Below are 18,179 nucleotides of genomic sequence, written 5' to 3' on the forward strand. Positions count from 1 at the left end.
TCCTGACCGGTCAGAGCACCCCGAGCTGCAACTGCGCGGCCGTGGGCGATTCACCGGATTGGGCTTGAGTGCTGACGTCCAGCAGGTAGACCCGCTGGGCATCCAGTTTCGCCGTGTCCACCAGGTAGGTCTTGATGGCACCCGCGCGCTGCTGGGCCAGGCTGCGCAGGAGGCCGTCGTTGCCGCTCCAGGCTTCGAGCACCGCCTGGCGTAGGCGCGCCGTGCGGGTGGCATCGTCAAGACTATCCCATTCCTGCGGCGGTTGCGCCTGCAGTCGCAGGCGGTACAGGCCTTCCAGCAGGGGCGCGCGCATGTCGGCGGGCACCTGCAACTGGCTGGGATCGGCCGGGACCTTGTCGCCGCGACGCTGCAGCAGGTTGAAGTACTGGGTCTGGAAGTCCTTTTCCAGCTGGCTGGCGGCCAGGGCGCGCCCATCGCTGGCGGCGCCGGCATGGCCCTTGACCTCCACCGTCAGCTGCGGGCGCTGGCGCAGGGCCGCGGCCAGCTTGTCCAGCTCGCCGCGGGCCTGGGCCGAGAGGCTGGTGCTGCCGGGGGCGAAATCGATGGCGCTGAGATCCGCCTCGTGCCCGCCGACCAGTCCCGCCAGCATGCGGAAGGGTGCCTGGATGGCGCGGCTGAGCACATTGCGCAGGGTCTGCCAGACCACCGGCATGACGCTGAAGTTGGGGTCGGCGAGATTGCCCGCCACCGGCAGGCGCAGGTCGATGCGACCGTGGCTGTCCTTGAGCAGGGCCACCGCCAGGCGCACCGGCAGGTCCACGGCGTCCTTGCTGTCCACCCGCTCGCCCAGTTCCAGCTGGTCGAGCACCACGTGGTTCTGCGCCTGCAGCTTGCCGTCGTCGATGCGGTATTGCAGGTCCAGGTCGAGGCGCCCCTTGCGCACCGCGTAGCCGGCGAACTTGCCGGTATAGGGCGACAGGGTGGTGAGTTCGACCTGGCGGAAATAGGCGGTCACGTCCAGCTGCTGCAGGGGATCGAGGGGATCGAGGCGGCCCTTGATCTCCACCGGGGCGAAGCGGTCGACCTTGCCGGCGAGGTGGATGTCGGCCGGCTTGGAGGCGGCGGTGTCCAGGGTGCCGATGCCGCCTTCCAGGGACTGGATGTTGGTGGCGAAGCCCGGCTTGAGGCTGTTGTCGGCGAAGTCGGCGCTGCCGTCCTTGATGCTCACCCCGCCGATGCGGATCTGCAGCGGTGGCGAGCTGTCCTTCGACTCGCTCTTCGGCTGGGGGACCAGCAGGGCGCTGAAGTTGTTGCTGAGGTCTTCGTTGATCACCAGGGTGCCATAGGGCTTTTCCAGGTCGATCTGGTCGATCACCAGCCGCTTGCCCAGTTCGAAGGCGATGCCCTGCAGGTCCAGCAATTGCCAGCGCATGAAGTCCTGCTGGTGCAGGGTATCGAGCACGTGCACCTGGGTGACCTGGGCCGTGCCGCTGACGGTGAGGCCCAGGGGTTCGCCCGGAGCCAGGGCCACCTTGAGCCGGCTGGCCAACTGGCCGCTGCGGATCTCCAGGCGCACATAGGGGCTGAGATAGGGTTGGGCCTGGCGCAGGTTGAGTTCGTCGATGCCGATGTCGAAGCTGCCCTGCAGGGGCGTCAGCGCCAGCTGGCCGTTGGCGGTGATGCGCCCGCGATCACCCAGGGTGGTCTTGAGCGCCAGGTCGAAGGGCTTGCTGCCAGCGCTGTCGAAGCCTTTTACGGCCAGGTCCAGGCCGCTGAAATAGAGACTGGCCGGCTCCTGGGGTACGCGGTCCACCAGGTGCAGCTGGTTGTCGCTAAGCTGGGCGTCGTCGAGGCGCACGCGCCAGCCGGGGCCGCCGCTGCTCGGGGCGTCGCTGGCGGGAAATAGCTTCTGCCAGTCGAGGGTGCCGTCCTGCTCGCGATTGCCCCAGGCATCCAGGCCATTGCCGCGCAGGCGAGCGATGGAGACCTCGCGCTGCTGCAGATCCAGGGCGATGCCCTCGGCGGCCAGGCGCTTGAAGCTGGCCTTGGGTTCGGCGTTCACCGCCTGCACGGCGACGTCGTCGAGCGCCAGGCGGCCCTGGCTGACCTGCAGTTGCAGGGTCTTGCTTAGGTCCAGGCGGTAGTGGGCGCTGGCTTCCAGGCGGCCCTTGCCCAGCGCCAGGGGTAACTGGTTGCGCACATAGGGCCACCAGGGCGCGAGGCTGACGCCCTTCAGCGTCAGGTCGCCTTCGCTGCGCAGCGGCAGGAGATCCAGGCTGCCTTTCCAGGTGAGCTGGCCGCCTTGGGCGGTGGTGGCGGTCAGTGCCAGCTGGCCGGGAGTGTCGCCGCTGCGGGTGCGGAACTCCTGCAGGGTGGCATCCAGGGGGGTGAAGGTGGCTTCCACCGGCTGGGCGCCCTGGGCATCGAGGAAATGCAGGCGGCCCCCGACCAGGGCGATGCGCTCGATGTGCACCGGAAAGGGCTGGCCCGGCTCCGTGGCGGCCGGCGTCGGCGTGACGGGGGTAGCGGGCTCGCTGCGCCAGAGCTGAGCCAGATTGACCTGGCCGCCCTTGGCGATGCGCAGATCGACCTGGGGCTGGTCGAGGCGCACCTCGGTCAGGTGCAGGGTGCGCCGCCAGAGGCTGTCCCACTGCAGGTCGGCCGAGAAGCCTTCGGCGGCGATTAGAGGATGCTCCGCCGGGCCGATCAGCAGCTTTTCGGCGTGCAGTTGCAGGGTGAAGGGATTGAACCTCAGCGCCTGCAGACTGGCCGGCTGGGTGAGGCGCTCGGTCAGCGTCTGGTTGAGGTAGTGCAGGGCGAGGCGCGGTCCGACCAGGAATCCGAGCAGACTGTAGAGGGCCAAGAGCACGAGCAGCACGAGGCTCGCTTTCACAATTCTGGACATGCAGGCATCTGGGACGGCGAAGGTGCCCGGATTATGGCACGGCACCCCCGGCGACGAGGGCGGTGGCCGTCCCAAAAGCACTGCTGGCTATGCGAGCCATCAGGGACACGATTACAGGAGCGGTTGCAGGATCGCTCACATTTTCGCCAATCCGGACGAGTGGCGCGGACGCACGACCGATCAGTGGTCAGGTGGATGGGAAGGCTTCTGGTAGAGGCGTCGGGGCCTTTGCCGAAGGCTCTAACACGGCACTTTGCCATGATCCGCCCGTCGCTCCAGATTAAGTTTGACTTAAGGACCGCCGACTAGTCTCGCGAACAGGTTGCATTCTCAGGGAGGGGAGGCGGTGACGGGCTCGACGGCTCGCGGCGTGACGACAGGACGGCCAGGGCAACCGCGAATCGAGAATCCGCGTCGCCGGGAGTAGCAGATGTCCAGTCCGATCCAGCTCCATTCCATCCAGAAGAAGATCCAGTTCCTGCGCACCACCTTCAGCTATGTCGGCTGGTCGCTGTTCGGTCTGCTGCTGTGGGATGTGGCGGTGACGGTGGACGCCATGCTGTTCGTCGACGATCGCTTCGACCTGCCGCTGACGCCCCTGACCCTGCTGTGCTCGGCGCTGGTGGTGCTGATCAGCTTTCGCAACAGCAGCGCCTATGCCCGCTGGTGGGAGGCCCGCACCCTGTGGGGCGCCATGGTCAACAGCTCGCGCAGCTTCGGCCGCCAGGTATTGACCCTGATCGACGACCAGGGCAAGGCGCAGAACCGGGTCAAGGCGGTGCTCCTGCGTCGGCACATGGGCTATCTGCATGCCCTGCGCGCCCAGCTCAAGCGCCAGGATCCGGCCCAGGCGGCCGCGCCCTATCTGGCCCGCCACGAACTGGCGCTGGCCGAAGGCAGCCTCAACTTCGCCAACGACATCCTCGCCGGCACCGCCGAGCTGATCGCCAGCGAATACCGCCAGGGCCGGCTGGACAGCATCCGCCTGGCGCGGCTGGAAGAGACCCTGGTGGACATGTCCAACTGGCAGGGCGGCATGGAGCGCATCGCCAATACCCCCTTGCCCTATCCCTATGTCTGCTTTCCGCAGCTGTTCAGTTTCCTGTTCTGCATCGCCATGCCACTGGGCCTGGTCTCCACCCTCGGCTGGTTCACCCCGCTGGTGTCCACCGTGGTCGGCTTCATGCTGTTGGCCCTGGAGCGCATCGGCAGCGATCTGCAGGCGCCCTTCGCCGACAGCCAGCACCAGATCACCATGGACAAGCTGTGCGCCACCATCGAGGCCAACCTGCTGTCGATGCTGCGGCCGCGCAGCGAAGAGGGCAGCGCCGTGGCCCTGGCCCAGCCCGAGGCCGACGCCGCGCCGAGCCGACGGGTGGCCTGATCGGCGGCGTCACTCAGGGGACGCCGGGCCGCCAGGGTGGAAAACGTGCGGAAAGTCCCGCGCCAGAGGCATTTCTTTCTTGAGGGCACGGCACTAGCGCCGCTTCGCTCCGGTCACATTTTGCAATCTCCCCTGGCAGCGGTGGTTGGCTGGGGCCCAGCGGCGCCTGCCATGGGTCGCTGGCGGGCCGGGGCGAGAGGTGCCGTGGGACCTGCGTCCCGCGACCTATATCTCGCTACGGATGCCCGCTCATGTCCGAAACCCGTCTCCCGACCGCCGGGGCCAGCGCCGAACCCTCTCGCCGCGCGCGCCATGCCCTGGATGCCCTGAACTTCACCCTGGCCGACGTCCGCGACGGCCTGGGTCCCTATCTCGCCATCTACCTGATCGCCGTGCGCGGTCCGGGGGAGGGCTGGAACGAGGCCACCGCCGGTTTCATCATGACCCTCGCCGGCATCGCCGGGCTGATCGCCCAGACCCCGGCCGGCGCCCTGATCGACCGTACCCGCCACAAGCGCCTCATGGTCGGCGTCGCCGCCCTGGTGGTGACCCTCTGCAGCGTGCTGCTGCCCTTCGTCTCCAACTTCTATGTGGTGGCGGCCACCCAGTCGCTGGCCCACGCCGCGGCGGCCATCTTCGCCCCGGCGCTGGCGGCCATTACCCTGGGCATCGTCGGCCCCAAGGCCTTCACCAAGCACATCGGCCGCAACGAGGGCTTCAACCATGCCGGCAACGCCGTCTCGGCGGCGCTGGCCGGTGGCCTGGCCTATTTCTTCGGTCCCACCGTGGTGTTCTGGCTGATGGCGCTGCTCGCCGCGGCCTCCATCGTCGCCATCGTCCGGGTACCCCAGGACGAGATCGACGATGACCTGGCCCAGGGGCTGGGCGAGGAAAACGGTGCCCGCGATTCCCAGCCGGTGTCGGCCTGGCAGGCGGTGCTGGCCAATCGCAAGCTGCAACTGCTGGCGTTGCTGGCCGCCATCTTCCACCTGGCCAATGCCGCCATGCTGACCTCGGTCGGCCAGCAGCTGACCCATATCGTCGGCAAGGACAGCGCCACCTCGCTGGTGGCCGTCTGCATCGTCGCCGCCCAGTGCGTGATGGTGCCGGTGGCCATCCTGGTGGGGCGCAAGGCCGATGTCTTCGGGCGCAAGCCGATCTTTCTCTTCGCCTTCGCCGTGCTGGCGATCCGCGGCGTGCTCTACACCTTTTCCGACAGCCCCTACTACCTGGTGGCGGTGCAACTGCTCGATGGCATTGGCGCGGGGATCTATGGCGCCCTGATGCCAGTGATCGTCGCCGACCTGACCCGCGGCAGCGGACGCTTCAACGTCAGCCAGGGTGCCATCGCCACCGCCCAGGGGCTGGGCGCGGCGATCAGTGCCACCATCGCCGGGATCATCATCGTCCGCTTCGGCTATGCGGCGGCCTTCACCACCCTGGCGGCCATCGCCGCGGTGGGCTTCGTGCTCTATCTGCTGCTGATGCCGGAGACCCGCGACGAGCACGTCGCCGGGAAGGCGGCGCGTTCGACCGGTACTGTGGTGGGAGGCTGAGATGGCACGCCAGGATGACTTTCTCGCCTTCGCCCATATCGGCGATCTGCACTTGACCACCGCCGAGGCCGACAACGCCCGGGACCTGCAGACCCTCCTGCAGCGCCTGCGCGGGCGCACCGAACTGGATTTCGTCTATCTGCCCGGGGACAACGCCGACAACGGCACCGCGGAGCAGTACCGGCTGCTCAAGCGGCTGCTGGACGGCTTTCCGCTGCCGGTAACGGTTATCACCGGCGATCACGACATGGAAGGCGGCGATCTCGGCCCCTTCTATACCGAGTTGCAGGTGCCGCAACTGCCGTATTCCAGGGAGGTGGGCGGGGTGCGTTGCCTGTTCCTCGACATGTGCGGACCGGGCACCGGCGGGCCGGATTTCCGCCTTGGCGGCGAGCAGCTGCAGTGGCTGGAGCAGGAGTTGCACCAGGCGACCCGGCTGGAGCAGCGCTGCGTGGTCTTCATGCACAGCTATCCGGCGGATCTGCAGGAGCCCGGCGAGGCCGAGCGGGTGGCCCGGCTGCTGCACGAGGGCCCGGTGCGCCTGGTGGAGATCGGTCACACCCACTACAACGAACTGGCCCACGACGGCGGCGTGCTCTATGCCGCCTGCAGATCCACCGGTCAGATCGAGGAAGGCGGTGTAGGATTCGCGCTGGTCACCCTGGATGGTCCGGCGGTGAGCTGGCGCTTTCGCGAATTGCCCGACGGCTGGCCCTGGGTGCAGATCACCGCGCCTGGCGATCCCCGCCTGAATGGCGCTGGCGTGGCCGAGGGTCGCGAGTGCCGGGTGCTGGTGCTGGGCGACGCCGACCTCACCGCCTGCGAATGGCAGTGCGACGACGGCCCCTGGTGGCCGCTGCAACCGTTGGGCAAGGGTCGCTACCAGGGCGATCGGCCGGTGCCGGAAGGGACGCGGCGATTGCAGGTGCGGGTCAGGGACGCCCGCGGTGGCGAAGATGTCGACCGGCTCGAGCTGGACGGCGGTCACCGGCCGCTGGCAGCGCCGGCCGACTGGGGTTCGGATCGCACCCAGCTGGGTGAATGGCAGGCCAAGGGCGTGCTGGGGACCCAGCTGGGACCCAATCGCAATGGCCGCAAATGGTGAGGTCGGCAGCGCCGACCTCGCGACTCGAGTAGAAGGAACAGCGCTTTCATGGGGTCCATCGTCACCACTCCCCACGTCCTGACGTGGGTCATCGCCGCCCTGGCCACCCTCGGGGTGGTCTCGCGGCCCTTCGGTCTGCCGGAGGCGCTGTTCGCCGTGGCCGGTGCCGTGCTGCTGGCGCTGTTCGGCCTGTTGCCGCTGGACGGCGTCTGGCACGGCATCGCCAAGGGCACCGACGTCTATCTGTTTCTGATCGGCATGATGCTGCTGGCCGAGATCGCCCGCAAGGAAGGGCTGTTCGACTGGGTCGCCGGCCACGCGGTGCGCGCGGCCAAGGGCTCGGCGTTGCGGCTGTTCGCGCTGGTCTATGGCGTCGGCATCCTGGTCACGGTGTTTCTTTCCAACGACGCCTGCGCCGTGGTGCTGACCCCGGCGGTCTACTACGCCACCCGCGCGGCGAAGGTGAAGAATCCGCTGCCCTATCTGTTCTCCTGCGCCTTCATCGCCAACGCGGCGAGCTTCGTGCTGCCGATCTCCAACCCGGCCAACCTGGTGGTCTTCGCCGAACACATGCCCGAGCTGAGCCGCTGGTTGGCGCTGTTCACGGTGCCGTCGATCCTGGCCATCGCCGCGACCTTCCTCACCCTCTGGGCGACCCAGGCCAAGGTCCTGCGTGCCGAGCAGCTGTCCGCAGGGGGCGCGGTGGACGCGCTGCCCACCACCGGACGCATCGCCGGCTGCGGCCTGATCCTGACCATCCTGGTACTGCTCGGTGCCTCGGCGCTGGATCTGGAGCTGGGTCTGCCGACCTTCCTGGCCGGCTTCGCCACCTTCCTGGTGGTGGTGGCCTGCAAGCGCGGCGGCGGTCTGGAGTTGCTCAAGCACATCTCCTGGGGCGTGCTGCCGCTGGTGGCCGGGCTGTTCGTGCTGGTGGAAGCCCTGGAGACCACCGGAGTGCTGCAGGCGCTGGCCAATCAGCTGCAGGCCGCCGCCCAGGCGACCCCGGAGCGCGCCGCCTGGGGCGCCGGGCTGCTGGTGGCCTTTGGCAGCAACCTGGTCAACAACCTGCCGGCCGGGCTGCTGGCCGGGGCGGCGGTGCAGGCCGCCCATGTCTCGGAAAAGATCGCCGGCGCCGTGCTGATCGGCATCGACCTCGGCCCCAACCTGTCCATCACCGGCTCCCTGGCGACCCTGCTGTGGCTGGCCGCGCTGCGCCGCGAAGGGCTGTCGGTGAGCTTCTGGCAATTCCTCAAGCTGGGCGCCGTGGTGATGATCCCGGCGCTGTTGCTGGCGCTGGCTGCCTTGATCCATCTGTAGGGCTCTGACGGACGGTTTCCGGGCGTAGCGGCTTTGCCGCTGCGCCTGGGGCACTATCGGGATACCTCTGCCAAGGAGCGCTATTCATGGCCATCGCCCGCTACACCGGCTTCGCCCAGGCCCTGCACTGGCTGACCGTCGCCCTGCTGTGTCTGCTGTTGCCCTTTGTTTGGGTGGCGGAGAACTTTCCGCCCGGGCCGGTGCGAACCCTCTGGTACCTGCTGCACGAATCCACCGGGATCTCGGTGTTCCTGCTGATCCTGATCCGCCTGACCTGGCGCTGGCGGCATCCGGCGCCGCCGGCCAATCCCCGCGACGGGCGCCTGCTGCGGCTGCTCGCCGGTCTCAATCACGGCCTGCTCTATGCCGTGCTGCTGGTGATGCCGGTGACCGGCTACCTGATGGCCGGGCAGGGCCAGCCGGTGCCGGTGTTCGGGCTGTTTTCCCTGCCGGGTTTTCCCCGTCGCGAAGCCCTCGGCATCCTCGCCAATCGCATCCATGTGGCCGGTCAGTTCGCCGTCTATGGCCTGGTGCTGCTGCACGTGGCGGCGGTGGTCTGGCACGTGGCGATCCGCCGGGACGGGACGCTGGAGCGGATGCTGCCCGAGCAACGCCTCTAGGTTCTGTACGAAAACTGCCTGCACTCGGTGATGCGTCGTTGAAAACCGCTTCGGAATGCTCATTTACCACACGTAAATTCCGCTTCCTCAGCGTTTTTCGCCTCGCCTGACCTTCGTTCGGCGACTTTTCGTACAGAACCTAGGCGCTGCCTTCCACCCGCTGCCGGTCACGCTCCAGCAGAGCAGGGAGGGTATCGCGCAGATGGTCCACCAGGGTGCGGATCTTGGCGTCGAGAAAGCGCCGCGAGGGATAGAGCGCATGGATGTCCAGGGCATAGAGCCGGTGCCCGGGCAGCACCCGTTGCAGGCGGCCACTGGCCAGACCCTCGACCGCGGCGTACAGCGGCAGGGCACCGATGCCCAGGCTGCTGGCCACGGCCTCGGCCAGGGCATCGGCGGTGTTGACCTGGAAGGGCGGTCGATCCACCGCCACCTCGGCTAGGCCCTCGGGCCCTTCCAGCAACCAGCGATCCGGCGCCATGGCGCGATTGACCAGCCGCAGGCAGCGGTGCCCGGTCAGCTCCGCCGGGGTGGTCGGTCGGCCCTGGCGTTCCAGGTAGGCGGGCGCCGCGCAGAGCACGCTGTGGGTGCTGCCCAGGCGCGCCGAATGGAAGGCCGAGTCCGGCAGGCCGTCGGCCAGGATCAGCGACAGGTCGTAGCCTTCCTTGAGGATGTCGGTGAAGGTGTTGGTCAGTTGCAGATCCAGGTCGACCTCGGGATAGCGCTCGCCATAGCTGGCCAGACTCTGGATCAGGTAGTGCTGGCCGAGGCCGGTCATGGTGTGGATGCGCAGCCGCCCGCGCGGCACGGCCAGGGCGTGGCGGGCCTCGGCATCGGCTTCGTCGAGGTCGGCGAGGATGCGCTGGCAGCGCACCAGGTAGCGTTCGCCGGCCTCGGTCAGGCGCAACTGGCGGGTGGTGCGGTGCAGCAGCCGGGTCTGCAGGTGCTGCTCCAGCTGGCTGACCGCTCGCGACACATAGGCGGTAGTGAGTTCCAGCTGGCGCGCGGCGGCGGTGAAGCTGCCGGTCTGGGCCACGCAAGCGAAGGCGCGCAGATTGAAGAGATGATCCATGGGCGGGGCAGGGCGGTGGAAAGGGCCATTGTGGGCCATTACCCGCCCGTTGGTTAACGCTCTTTGCTGTCGCACCCGGCTTAATCCGGACGGACCCGGCTTCCTAGAATGGCCGCCGAGGCGCCGCGTCTCGCCCCCTCCCGTCGATCCCGTCGTTGCCCAGCATGCCCCTCGCCTCGCCGTTGCCCCTGCGGCCCTCCCGCTCCGTTCCGCGCCAACGCTGGCTCAGCCTGAATGCCTGGCGCCGCGCCGCTCGCGAATGGGCGCGTACCGATGGCCAGACCTGGGCCTTCATCGCCAAGGCGCTGCTGGCCGCGGCCCTGGCCCTGTGGCTGGCCTATCGCCTGGAACTGCCGCAACCGAGCACCGTGCTGGTCACCGTCTTCATCGTCCTGCAGCCGCAGAGCGGCCAGGTGCTGGCCAAGAGTTTCTATCGCATCCTCGGCAGCCTGGCCGGCCTGAGCTTTACCGTGGCCGCCATCGCCCTGTTCGCCCAGGAGCGGGTGCTGCTGCTCGGCGCCCTGGTGCTGTGGATCGGCTATTGCACCCGCGGGGCGGCGCGCTATCGCGACTTTCGCAGCTATGCCTTCCTGCTGGCCGGCTATACCGCCTGCCTGGTCGGGCTGCCGGCGGTGGCCCAGCCCCAGGGCGCCTTCTTGCAGGCGATCTGGCGGCTGCTGGAGATCGCCCTGGGCATCTGCTGCGCCGGGATGGTGAGCGTGGCGATCCTGCCGCAGACCACCCGCGGCGTGCTGCGCCGGACCCTGGCGCAGCGCCTGCGCGACTTTCTCGCCATGGCCCATGACGGCCTGCTCGACCGCCTCGACGCCGAACGCTTCGCCGCGCTCAGCGCCCGCTTCGCCGCCGATTCCGTGGGTTTCGAAAGCCTGCGCAGCGCCAGCGTCTTCGAAGAGCCCTATCTGCGGCGCCGTAGCGGGCGCCTGGCGGCCCTGGGCAATCGGCTCATGCTGCTCAACACCCGCTTTCATGCCCTCTACCAGTTGCTGGAGCGCCTGGCCGAGCGCCCGCCGGCGGTGCGTCAGGCCCTGGCGCCCGCCCTGGAACTGATCGCCGCCGCCCTGGCGCCAGGCCTGGGTCGGCTACCGGAGGAGCGGGATCTGCGTCGGCTCAACGAGCGCCTGGCCGCAGAGCGCGAAACCTTGATGGCGGCGATCCGCGCCGGTCGCCAGCAACTGGCTCGCACGGCGCCTGCGGTCGAAGTCGATCGCCTCGACTACGACACCGCCGCCGAATTGCTCTATCGCTTCGCCGAGGATCTGCACCTGCTGCTGAATACCCAGCTGGAGCTGGACCTGCCGACCGGCACCGCGCCCAGGACGCGCGAGACCTTCACGCCGCTCGCCAGTCGCGCGGTGGCCTGGATGGCCGGGTTGCGCAGCGCCCTGGTGGTGCTGGGCGTGGGGCTGTTCTGGATCGAGACCGCCTGGCCGAGCGGCGCGGCCTGCACCCTGGCGGCGGCGCTGATCTCGGCGCTGGCCTCCACCTCGGCCGATCCGCGCCGCTATTGCCTGCAGCTGGCCGGTGGCACCCTGGTCGGGGCCCTGGCCGGCGGTCTGCTGCACTTCCAGGTGCTGCCCTGGATCGATGGCTTCGCGCTGTTGCTGCTGGTGCTGGCGCCGGTGTTCACCGCCGGCGCCTGGCTGATCACCCGGCCACGCCTGGCCGGCTATGGCACCGGGCTGATGGTTTGGTTCTGCTCGGCGGCGCTGCCGGGCAATCTGCCGCGCTACGACGCCGAGCTCTTCTGCAACACCTACCTGGCCTACCTCGTGGCCTGCGGCGTGGCGGCGGTGGCCGTCAGCGTGCTGCTGCCGCCCAGCCAGCCCTGGGTCTGGCGGCGGTTGGAGGCTGCCCTGCGTGAGCGCCTGGTCCACGCCATAGGCGCGCCCCTGGCCGGCCTGAGTGGCCGCTTCGATTCCGGCCTGCGCGATCTGCTCAATCAGGTGCAGGTGCTCACCGTGGGCCAGCCGCTGGTGCAGCGGCAGTTGCTGCGCTGGACCTTTCTCAGCCTGGAACTGGGCCACGCCATCATCGAGTTGCGTCTGGAACAGGCCGCGCTGCCGCCCTTGCCCTGGTATCGCGAACAGCGCGCCTGGCGCCTGGCGATCCGCGCCCTGGGCCGGGCGCTGGTGCGGCTGGCGCGCCAGCCCGATGCCGCCAACCTGGCCCGCGCCCTGGGCGCCGTGGACCAGGCCATCCTGCTCGCGCATCAGGCCCAGCGCCACCTGGAGCCCACGCCGGGCGACTTCGACCGCTCGCCGCTGCGGCGCATCGCCAGCTACCTGCACGTCATCCGCACCTCGCTGCTGGCGCCGGATTCGCCCCTGGCCGGGTACCTGCCGCAGCCCCGGCCACCGGCGCGCGACGAAGGCTAGCCAGCAGCTCGCCAAAATCCGACTAGGCTTACGGACGGGGAGGGCCAGCAGGCCCTCTGCCATGCGACTTTCGGCACAACCAGAACAAGGCCCGCCTGCCCATGCCCGTCCGCTTCGTCCGTCCGCTGCTCTGTTCCGCCAGTTTTCTCCTGACGCCCCTGGCGTCTGCCCTGGAAGCCCCGGGCGCCCCCGGCGCCGCACCCTTCTGGTCCTATTCCGGCAAGACCGGCATCGGCACCAGCTACGAGGCCTATCGCGATGGCGCCTACAGCGACCAGGCCAGCACCGGGCGTGTCTCGCGGGTCTGGTTTTCCCTGGCCCAGGGGGTGGTCACCGAGACCATGCAGGGCCTCATCCACGAGGCGCAGCTGCGCGAGATGCAACTGGTGATCCGCGGCCCCGACTTCACCCACCTGGAGCGCGACGACACCGACAGCCGCATCGAATACCTGGCCACCGATAGCGCCGGCCGGCCGACTTCCCTGGCCTACCGGATCGTCAATCGCGACCGCCAGGGCCGCTACGAGATCGAGAAGCACGTCTTCACTGACCCGGACCAGGACACCCTGGTCATGCGCGTCATCTTTCGCAGCCAGGATCCGCGCATCCAGCCCTATCTCTATGTCGATCCGGCGCTGGCCAACAGCGGCAGCCATGATCGCGCGGCGGTGAAGGGCGCGGTGCTCTACGCCAGCGAAGGCGAGCACGCCCTGGTGGTCAAGGCCAGCCAGCCCCTGCAGACGCCCACCGTGGGTTTCGTCGGCAGCTCCGACGGCCTCGACGACCTGCGCCGCAACGGCAAGCTGACCCAGCTCTACAGCAGCACCGGCGACCAGGCCGGCAACGTCGCCATGCTGGCCAAGCTGCCGCTCAAGGGCGCCGAGACCACCCTGGACGTGGTGGTGGGCTTTGGCGCCAATCCGCGCCAGGCCGAGGCGGCGGCGGATGCCACCCTGGCCCGCGGCTATCAGAAGGTGCTGGCCCACTACAACGGCGAGGGCGATGCCATCGGCTGGCAGGACTACCTGGCCAGTCTCGATCAGCTGCCGCGCCTGCAGGCCCAGGCCGGCGACGGCGGCAAGTTGGTCAACGCCAGCGCCCTGGTGCTCAAGGCCCAGGAAGACAAGACCTACGCCGGCGCCCTGATCGCCTCGTTGTCCAATCCCTGGGGCGAAACGGTGCCGGCAGCCAAGGGCACCACCGGCTACAAGGCGGTGTGGCCGCGGGACTTCTACCAGTGCGCCATGGCGCTGCTGGCGCTGGGCGATCGGCAGACGCCCAAGGTCGCCTTCAGCTACCTCAAGCAGGTGCAGGTGGACGCCAATACCGCGCACAAGCCGGCCGACAGTTCGGCCTTCATCCACCAGCAGAAGCAGGGCGACGAGATCCGCGCGCCCGGTGCCACCGGCTGGTTCCTGCAGAAGACCCACGTCGACGGCACCATCGAATGGGTGGGCGTGCAACTGGACCAGACCGCCATGCCGATCATGCTCGGCTATCGCCTCTGGCAGGGCGGCCTGCTGGGTGACGCCGAGATCGATCGCTGGTATCGCGACATGCTCAGGCCCGCAGCGGATTTCCTCGCCCGCGACAGCCAGGTCAACCTGGGCTGGAACACCTGGCAGGTCAAGCCGCCGCAGACCCAGCAGGAGCGCTGGGAAGAGCAGTGGGGCTATTCGCCGTCCACCACCGCGGCGGTGATCGCCGGGCTGGCCACGGCCAGCGAACTGGCGCGCCATGCCGGCGACGAGGCCAATGCCAGCCGCTACCGCGACACCGCGCGGCGCTATTCGAGCCAGGTGGAAAAGACCATGGCCACCACCCAGGGCAGCCTGGGCGCTGGCAACTACTACCTGCGCATCACCCAGAATCCCGACCCGAACGACAAGGGCAAGCTGGTGGACAACAACAGCCGTCCGGGTCTGCCGGAAGACCAGGTGCTGGACGCCGGTTTCCTCGAGCTGGTGCGCTACGGCGTGCGGCCGGCCGGCGATCCCCTGGTGCAGAAGAGTCTGGCGGTGCTGGACGACGAGGGCCTGCCGGAGAATCTGCGGGTCAAGTACAGCTTCCAGTACCCAGGGGTGCAGGGCACCTTCCCCGGCTGGCGCCGCTACGGCAACGACGGCTATGGCGAGAGCGAAAGCTCCGGCATCAACTTCCCGGCCACCGAGCAGCCGGTGCCCAACTCCGGACTGCGCGGCCGGGTCTGGCCGATCTTCACCGGTGAGCGCGGGCACTACGAGCTGGCCCGCCTGGTCCTGCAGGGCAAGCCGGATGCGGCGGCGCTCGGCAAGCTGCGCGACACCTACGTCCGCGGTCTGGAACTGTTCGCCAACGCCGGCCTGATGCTGCCCGAGCAGGTCTGGGACGGGGTGGGCGACAACCGGCGCCACGGCTACACCAAGGGGCAGGGCACCGATTCGGCGACACCCCTGGCCTGGTCCCATGCCGAGTACGTCAAGCTGCTGCGCTCGATGGCGGATGGACAGGTGTGGGATCACTACCCGGTGGTGGCGCGGGCACTGGCGCCCTGAGACAGGCCTGGACGCAAGAGCTACCCAGGTGGCCAATGCTGCCTTTTTGGCAACGAGTGCAGCCCAAAAGGCAGCATTGGCTGACGTCGAGATCGGATTGCCTGCTCTCGATCACGGACGCCGACGAACGGCATGCAGCCGTGAAGCGGCGCGCCAGAGCCGCAGATGGAGGCCAACGAAACGTCTAACCCAAGGGAACGCCTGTAACAAGACTTGTCTGATGGGCGTTCTCGCGCTTTCCTGAGGCGGGCGGATCCTTCCGTTCGCCGTTGTTCTCCTCTCTTTCCGGTCTCTCTGCCCTCGGTCGCGTACCGCGCGGTAGCGTGCCCGGCTGTCTTGCTTTTCTCTCGCTCGCTCCGGCGACCGCTCAGGCGGTCTGGGGGCGGGTCTTTGCCTGCTCCTGTCGAAAAGGTCACGGATATGACTGACGTCGCTCTCCCCATCGCCCTCTACCTGGGCACCCTGGTGCTGCTGGCCTTCGCCCTGCGCCGCAGCCCGCTGCTGACCGAGGAGACCCTGGTGCGCTCCTCGCCGCTGGATGCCCTGCGCGGCATCCTCGCCACCGCCGTGGTCTGCCTGCATTTCGTACTGACCTATCACCTCAAGGCCGAGGGCCAGTGGCGCGAACCCGACAGCGACCTGCTCTACAACATGGGCGTGGTGCCGGTCTCGCTGTTCTTCATGATCACTGGCTACCTGTTCTTCGGAAAGGTCTACCGGCGCACGCCGGACTGGGGCGAGCTGCTGAGGTCGCGGGTACTGCGGGTGATGCCGCTGTATCTCTGCGTGGTGGCCGTGGTGGTGCTCTTCACCCTGATCCGCACCCACTTCGTCATCGCCGACGGCCAGCGCTTCATGCTCGAACTGTTCAGCTGGGAGCTGTTTTCCGGCTTCAGTCTCAATGGCCTGGAGGAGAGCGGCTGGATGACCGCCGGCGCCCACTGGACGCTGCGCTACGAGGCGCTGTTCTATCTGGCCCTGCCGCTCATCGCCGCGCTGTTCAATCGCCGCGGCTTCGGCCTGCCGCTGCTGATCTCGGTGCTGCTGGTGGGCGGTCTGGTCGCCGCCGGCTATCACTATCACGTGCTGGGCGCGCGCTTCGGCCTGCTGTTCCTGCTGGGTTTCCTGCCGGTGTTCGTCAAGGTCCATCGGCCGGCGCTGCTGGCCTGGCTGCGCACGCCCCTGGTGGCGGCGCTGTCGCTGGCGCTGGTGGCCTATGCCATGACCCAGCCGGACTACAACCTCAGGCAGATGCTGGCGCTGGCGCTGCCCTTCGCCGCCATGGCCGCCGGCAACGACCTCTTCGGCCTCCTGCGCAGTCGCGGCCTCAAGGTGCTGGGCGAGATCAGCTACAGCCTCTATCTCACCCACGGCCTGCTGCTCTATGGCCTCTTCACCCTGCTCAACCTGGGGTCGGTCGAGGTCCTGGGTACGGTCGGCTTCATGGCGCTGCTGCCACCGGTGCTGGTGCTCGCCTGCCTCTTGTCGATGCTCAGCTACCGCTGGATCGAGCGTCCGCTGATGCACCTGGGCCGGGCGCCACGGCCTCGGCAAGTGCCGGCGTAAGCGCCGGCGCCGCCCCGGGGTACTCCAGCAGAAAGGCCAGCCCCTGGGCGCAGGAGGCTTCCACCTTGAGCGCCAGCAGGTCGTCCGCGCGGGTGCGGCCATAGCCTAGGGCGGCGATGGGCAGGCTGGCGTGGGCCGCGGCCTGGGCGAAGCGAAAGCCCGAATAGACCATCAGCGACGAGCCCACCACCAGCAGCGCATCGGCGCGGCTCAGGTGGGCGAAGGCGCGCTCCACCCGCGCACCGGGCACGTGTTCGCCAAAGAACACCACGTCCGGCTTGAGCAGGGCGCCGCAGCGCGGGCAGTCGGGCACGCGGAAACTCATGAAATCCACGCCTTCCAGATCGGCATCGCCATCCGGCGCGGTAGCCGCGTCCAGTTGCAGCCAGTCGCCATTGAGTTCACCTAGCCACTGCTGGAATTCCTGGCGCGGCAGGCGCAGCTCGCAGCCCAGGCAGCGGATCTGGTCGAGGCGCCCATGCAGGTCGATCACCGCCTCGCTGCCGGCGGCCTGGTGCAGGCGATCGACGTTCTGGGTCAGCAGCATCTCCACCTGGCCGCGCCGCTCCAAGGCCGCCAGGGCCTGGTGGGTGGTGTTGGGCCGCGCCTGGCAGAAGCGCGGCCAGCCGATCAGGCTGCGTGCCCAGTAGCGGCGGCGCAACAATTCGTCGCCGACGAAGGCCTGCAGGGTGACCGGTTGCGGGCGCTTCCAGGCGCCGTCGCGGTCGCGGTAGTCGGGAATGCCGGAATCGGTGCTGCAACCGGCACCGGTGAGCAGGAAGATCCGCTCGTGCCGGGCGATAAAGGACTGGAGCTCGGGCAGGGACATCGTGCACCTGGGATTGCGGGCGATATCCCCAGCTTGGAAAGGGTTATGCCGCGAGGCAAGCCGCAGCTGACGAACGCCCTGTCCGCGCTGCGGCGAGTGGCCTTTAGAAGACCGGCACGTAGATATAGATCTGCGAATCCTGGGCATCCACCCCGGTGAAGGCCTCGGTGTAGTGCTCGAAGCAGGCGCCGGGACGGGGTTGCAGGCCGCGCGCCGGCAGCAGCTCGGCGAACAGCCGGCCGAGGCTCTTGGCCACGCTGGGCGCGGTGCCCAGGTGCACGTAGCGGGCGTAGCGGCCTTCCGGCAGTTCCTGGCGCACCATGCCGGCGGGCAGCGGGGCGCCCGGTGCGGTGGCCACCGCGGCCAGGTAGTGCATGGTGCCGGCCTGGCGCCAGCTCAGGCCGTACCATTCGGCCTCGCCTTCGCGGCCGGTGATTTCCCCGGCGCGGTCGGCGAAGCGCCGCCAGAGGGCGGCGATGTCTTCGCCCTGGCCGGGCTCGAACAGCAGGCCGGTCACTTCCAGGGCGGGATGGTCGACGATTTCCAGCGACATGGGACAGACTCTCTCGAAGATGGCTTGAAGGCCGCCACCTTACTCCAGCGGCGCCGCGCGGTCAGCCACGGCGGCCGTCGGACTAAAGGTCGCAGCCGCTGCCAGGGCATATCTCTGATTCTGCGAAGAGCGTTCGCTGCTTTTGTTAAAAAGGCTATGGCTTGCACAACAGTCTTTTCTACGACATGGGCGACGACAAAAGACGCGCCTACGAGAAGTCTAGTTGAAGCTAGTCAGCACAAGAGCTTTTTACCTATACACCAAGGCCCTGGCCTACGACCTCGCGGCTGCAAATGGATTTCATTCTGGCAGAGAGGACGTCAGCTTCAATCTCTTTCCATTGCGAGAGATCGGACTAGGACCGACTCAGCGTCTATGGGG

The 18,179-nt window shown here is 68.4% G+C and carries 12 protein-coding genes; 8 read left to right on the forward strand and 4 right to left on the reverse strand.

Features of this window, described 5'->3' with window-relative positions; translation table 11 throughout:
* Positions 1-10 precede the first annotated feature (10 nt).
* The gene (locus tag CFE50_RS02730) at positions 11-2,866 is read right to left on the reverse strand and encodes a DUF748 domain-containing protein (RefSeq protein ID WP_353743996.1); all 2,856 of its coding nucleotides are present in this window, start codon (positions 2,864-2,866) and stop codon (positions 11-13) included.
* A gap of 430 nt (positions 2,867-3,296) precedes the next feature.
* On the opposite strand from CFE50_RS02730, the gene CFE50_RS02735 reads away from it, so the two are divergent.
* The 5 genes from CFE50_RS02735 to CFE50_RS02755 all read left to right on the forward strand — a co-directional run bounded on the left by CFE50_RS02735 (position 3,297) and on the right by CFE50_RS02755 (position 8,848).
* The gene (locus tag CFE50_RS02735) at positions 3,297-4,250 is read left to right on the forward strand and encodes a bestrophin family protein (protein WP_027600005.1); all 954 of its coding nucleotides are present in this window, start codon (positions 3,297-3,299) and stop codon (positions 4,248-4,250) included.
* Between the two features lie 251 nt (positions 4,251-4,501).
* The gene (locus CFE50_RS02740) at positions 4,502-5,806 is read left to right on the forward strand and encodes an MFS transporter (protein ID WP_286730791.1); all 1,305 of its coding nucleotides are present in this window, start codon (positions 4,502-4,504) and stop codon (positions 5,804-5,806) included.
* A gap of 1 nt (position 5,807) precedes the next feature.
* Positions 5,808-6,911 (forward strand): metallophosphoesterase family protein, encoded by a 1,104-nt coding sequence (locus CFE50_RS02745; protein WP_286730794.1) that lies wholly within the window; start codon positions 5,808-5,810, stop codon positions 6,909-6,911.
* 48 nt (positions 6,912-6,959) lie between these two features.
* Positions 6,960-8,228, forward strand: coding sequence for an arsenic transporter (locus CFE50_RS02750; RefSeq protein WP_241808147.1), 1,269 nt, complete (start codon positions 6,960-6,962; stop codon positions 8,226-8,228).
* An 86-nt stretch (positions 8,229-8,314) separates the two neighbouring features.
* Positions 8,315-8,848 carry a cytochrome b gene (locus tag CFE50_RS02755; RefSeq protein WP_286730796.1) on the forward strand — a complete coding sequence of 178 codons (534 nt, stop codon included), beginning with the start codon at positions 8,315-8,317 and terminating at the stop codon, positions 8,846-8,848.
* Between the two features lie 139 nt (positions 8,849-8,987).
* On the opposite strand, the gene CFE50_RS02760 is transcribed toward CFE50_RS02755, so the two are convergent.
* Positions 8,988-9,920: a LysR family transcriptional regulator gene (locus CFE50_RS02760; protein ID WP_286730798.1), complete on the reverse strand. Its 933-nt coding sequence runs from the start codon at positions 9,918-9,920 to the stop codon at positions 8,988-8,990.
* 164 nt (positions 9,921-10,084) lie between these two features.
* On the opposite strand from CFE50_RS02760, the gene CFE50_RS02765 reads away from it, so the two are divergent.
* The 3 genes from CFE50_RS02765 to CFE50_RS02775 all read left to right on the forward strand — a co-directional run bounded on the left by CFE50_RS02765 (position 10,085) and on the right by CFE50_RS02775 (position 16,416).
* Positions 10,085-12,316, forward strand: coding sequence for an FUSC family protein (locus tag CFE50_RS02765; protein ID WP_286730800.1), 2,232 nt, complete (start codon positions 10,085-10,087; stop codon positions 12,314-12,316).
* A gap of 101 nt (positions 12,317-12,417) precedes the next feature.
* The gene (locus CFE50_RS02770; RefSeq protein WP_286730801.1) at positions 12,418-14,850 is read left to right on the forward strand and encodes a glucan 1,4-alpha-glucosidase; all 2,433 of its coding nucleotides are present in this window, start codon (positions 12,418-12,420) and stop codon (positions 14,848-14,850) included.
* 420 nt (positions 14,851-15,270) lie between these two features.
* The gene (locus CFE50_RS02775; RefSeq protein WP_286730802.1) at positions 15,271-16,416 is read left to right on the forward strand and encodes an acyltransferase family protein; all 1,146 of its coding nucleotides are present in this window, start codon (positions 15,271-15,273) and stop codon (positions 16,414-16,416) included.
* Here the strand turns inward: CFE50_RS02775 and CFE50_RS02780 are convergent.
* Positions 16,343-17,245, reverse strand: coding sequence for an NAD-dependent protein deacetylase (locus tag CFE50_RS02780; RefSeq protein ID WP_241808139.1), 903 nt, complete (start codon positions 17,243-17,245; stop codon positions 16,343-16,345). The two genes, CFE50_RS02775 and CFE50_RS02780, sit on opposite strands and share 74 nt — an antisense overlap.
* 103 nt (positions 17,246-17,348) lie before the next feature.
* Positions 17,349-17,798: a GyrI-like domain-containing protein gene (locus tag CFE50_RS02785; RefSeq protein WP_286730806.1), complete on the reverse strand. Its 450-nt coding sequence runs from the start codon at positions 17,796-17,798 to the stop codon at positions 17,349-17,351.
* Between the last annotated feature and the right edge of the window lie 381 nt (positions 17,799-18,179).

The organism is Pseudomonas sp. PGPPP4, assembly GCF_002256045.1.
GTDB lineage: Bacteria > Pseudomonadota > Gammaproteobacteria > Pseudomonadales > Pseudomonadaceae > Chryseomonas > Chryseomonas oryzihabitans.

Excerpts from the sequence above, each read along its gene's own strand:
- CFE50_RS02770 (WP_286730801.1), top strand. The coding sequence starts at position 12,418 with ATGCCCGTCCGCTTCGTCCGTCCGCTGCTCTGTTCCGCCAGTTTTCTC.
- CFE50_RS02765 (WP_286730800.1), top strand. The coding sequence starts at position 10,085 with ATGCCCCTCGCCTCGCCGTTGCCCCTGCGGCCCTCCCGCTCCGTTCCG.
- CFE50_RS02735 (WP_027600005.1), top strand. The coding sequence starts at position 3,297 with ATGTCCAGTCCGATCCAGCTCCATTCCATCCAGAAGAAGATCCAGTTC.
- CFE50_RS02740 (WP_286730791.1), top strand. The coding sequence starts at position 4,502 with ATGTCCGAAACCCGTCTCCCGACCGCCGGGGCCAGCGCCGAACCCTCT.
- CFE50_RS02755 (WP_286730796.1), top strand. The coding sequence starts at position 8,315 with ATGGCCATCGCCCGCTACACCGGCTTCGCCCAGGCCCTGCACTGGCTG.
- CFE50_RS02745 (WP_286730794.1), top strand. The coding sequence starts at position 5,808 with ATGGCACGCCAGGATGACTTTCTCGCCTTCGCCCATATCGGCGATCTG.
- CFE50_RS02785 (WP_286730806.1), bottom strand. The coding sequence starts at position 17,798 with ATGTCGCTGGAAATCGTCGACCATCCCGCCCTGGAAGTGACCGGCCTG.
- CFE50_RS02750 (WP_241808147.1), top strand. The coding sequence starts at position 6,960 with ATGGGGTCCATCGTCACCACTCCCCACGTCCTGACGTGGGTCATCGCC.
- CFE50_RS02760 (WP_286730798.1), bottom strand. The coding sequence starts at position 9,920 with ATGGATCATCTCTTCAATCTGCGCGCCTTCGCTTGCGTGGCCCAGACC.
- CFE50_RS02780 (WP_241808139.1), bottom strand. The coding sequence starts at position 17,245 with ATGTCCCTGCCCGAGCTCCAGTCCTTTATCGCCCGGCACGAGCGGATC.
- CFE50_RS02730 (WP_353743996.1), bottom strand. The coding sequence starts at position 2,866 with ATGTCCAGAATTGTGAAAGCGAGCCTCGTGCTGCTCGTGCTCTTGGCC.
- CFE50_RS02775 (WP_286730802.1), top strand. The coding sequence starts at position 15,271 with ATGACTGACGTCGCTCTCCCCATCGCCCTCTACCTGGGCACCCTGGTG.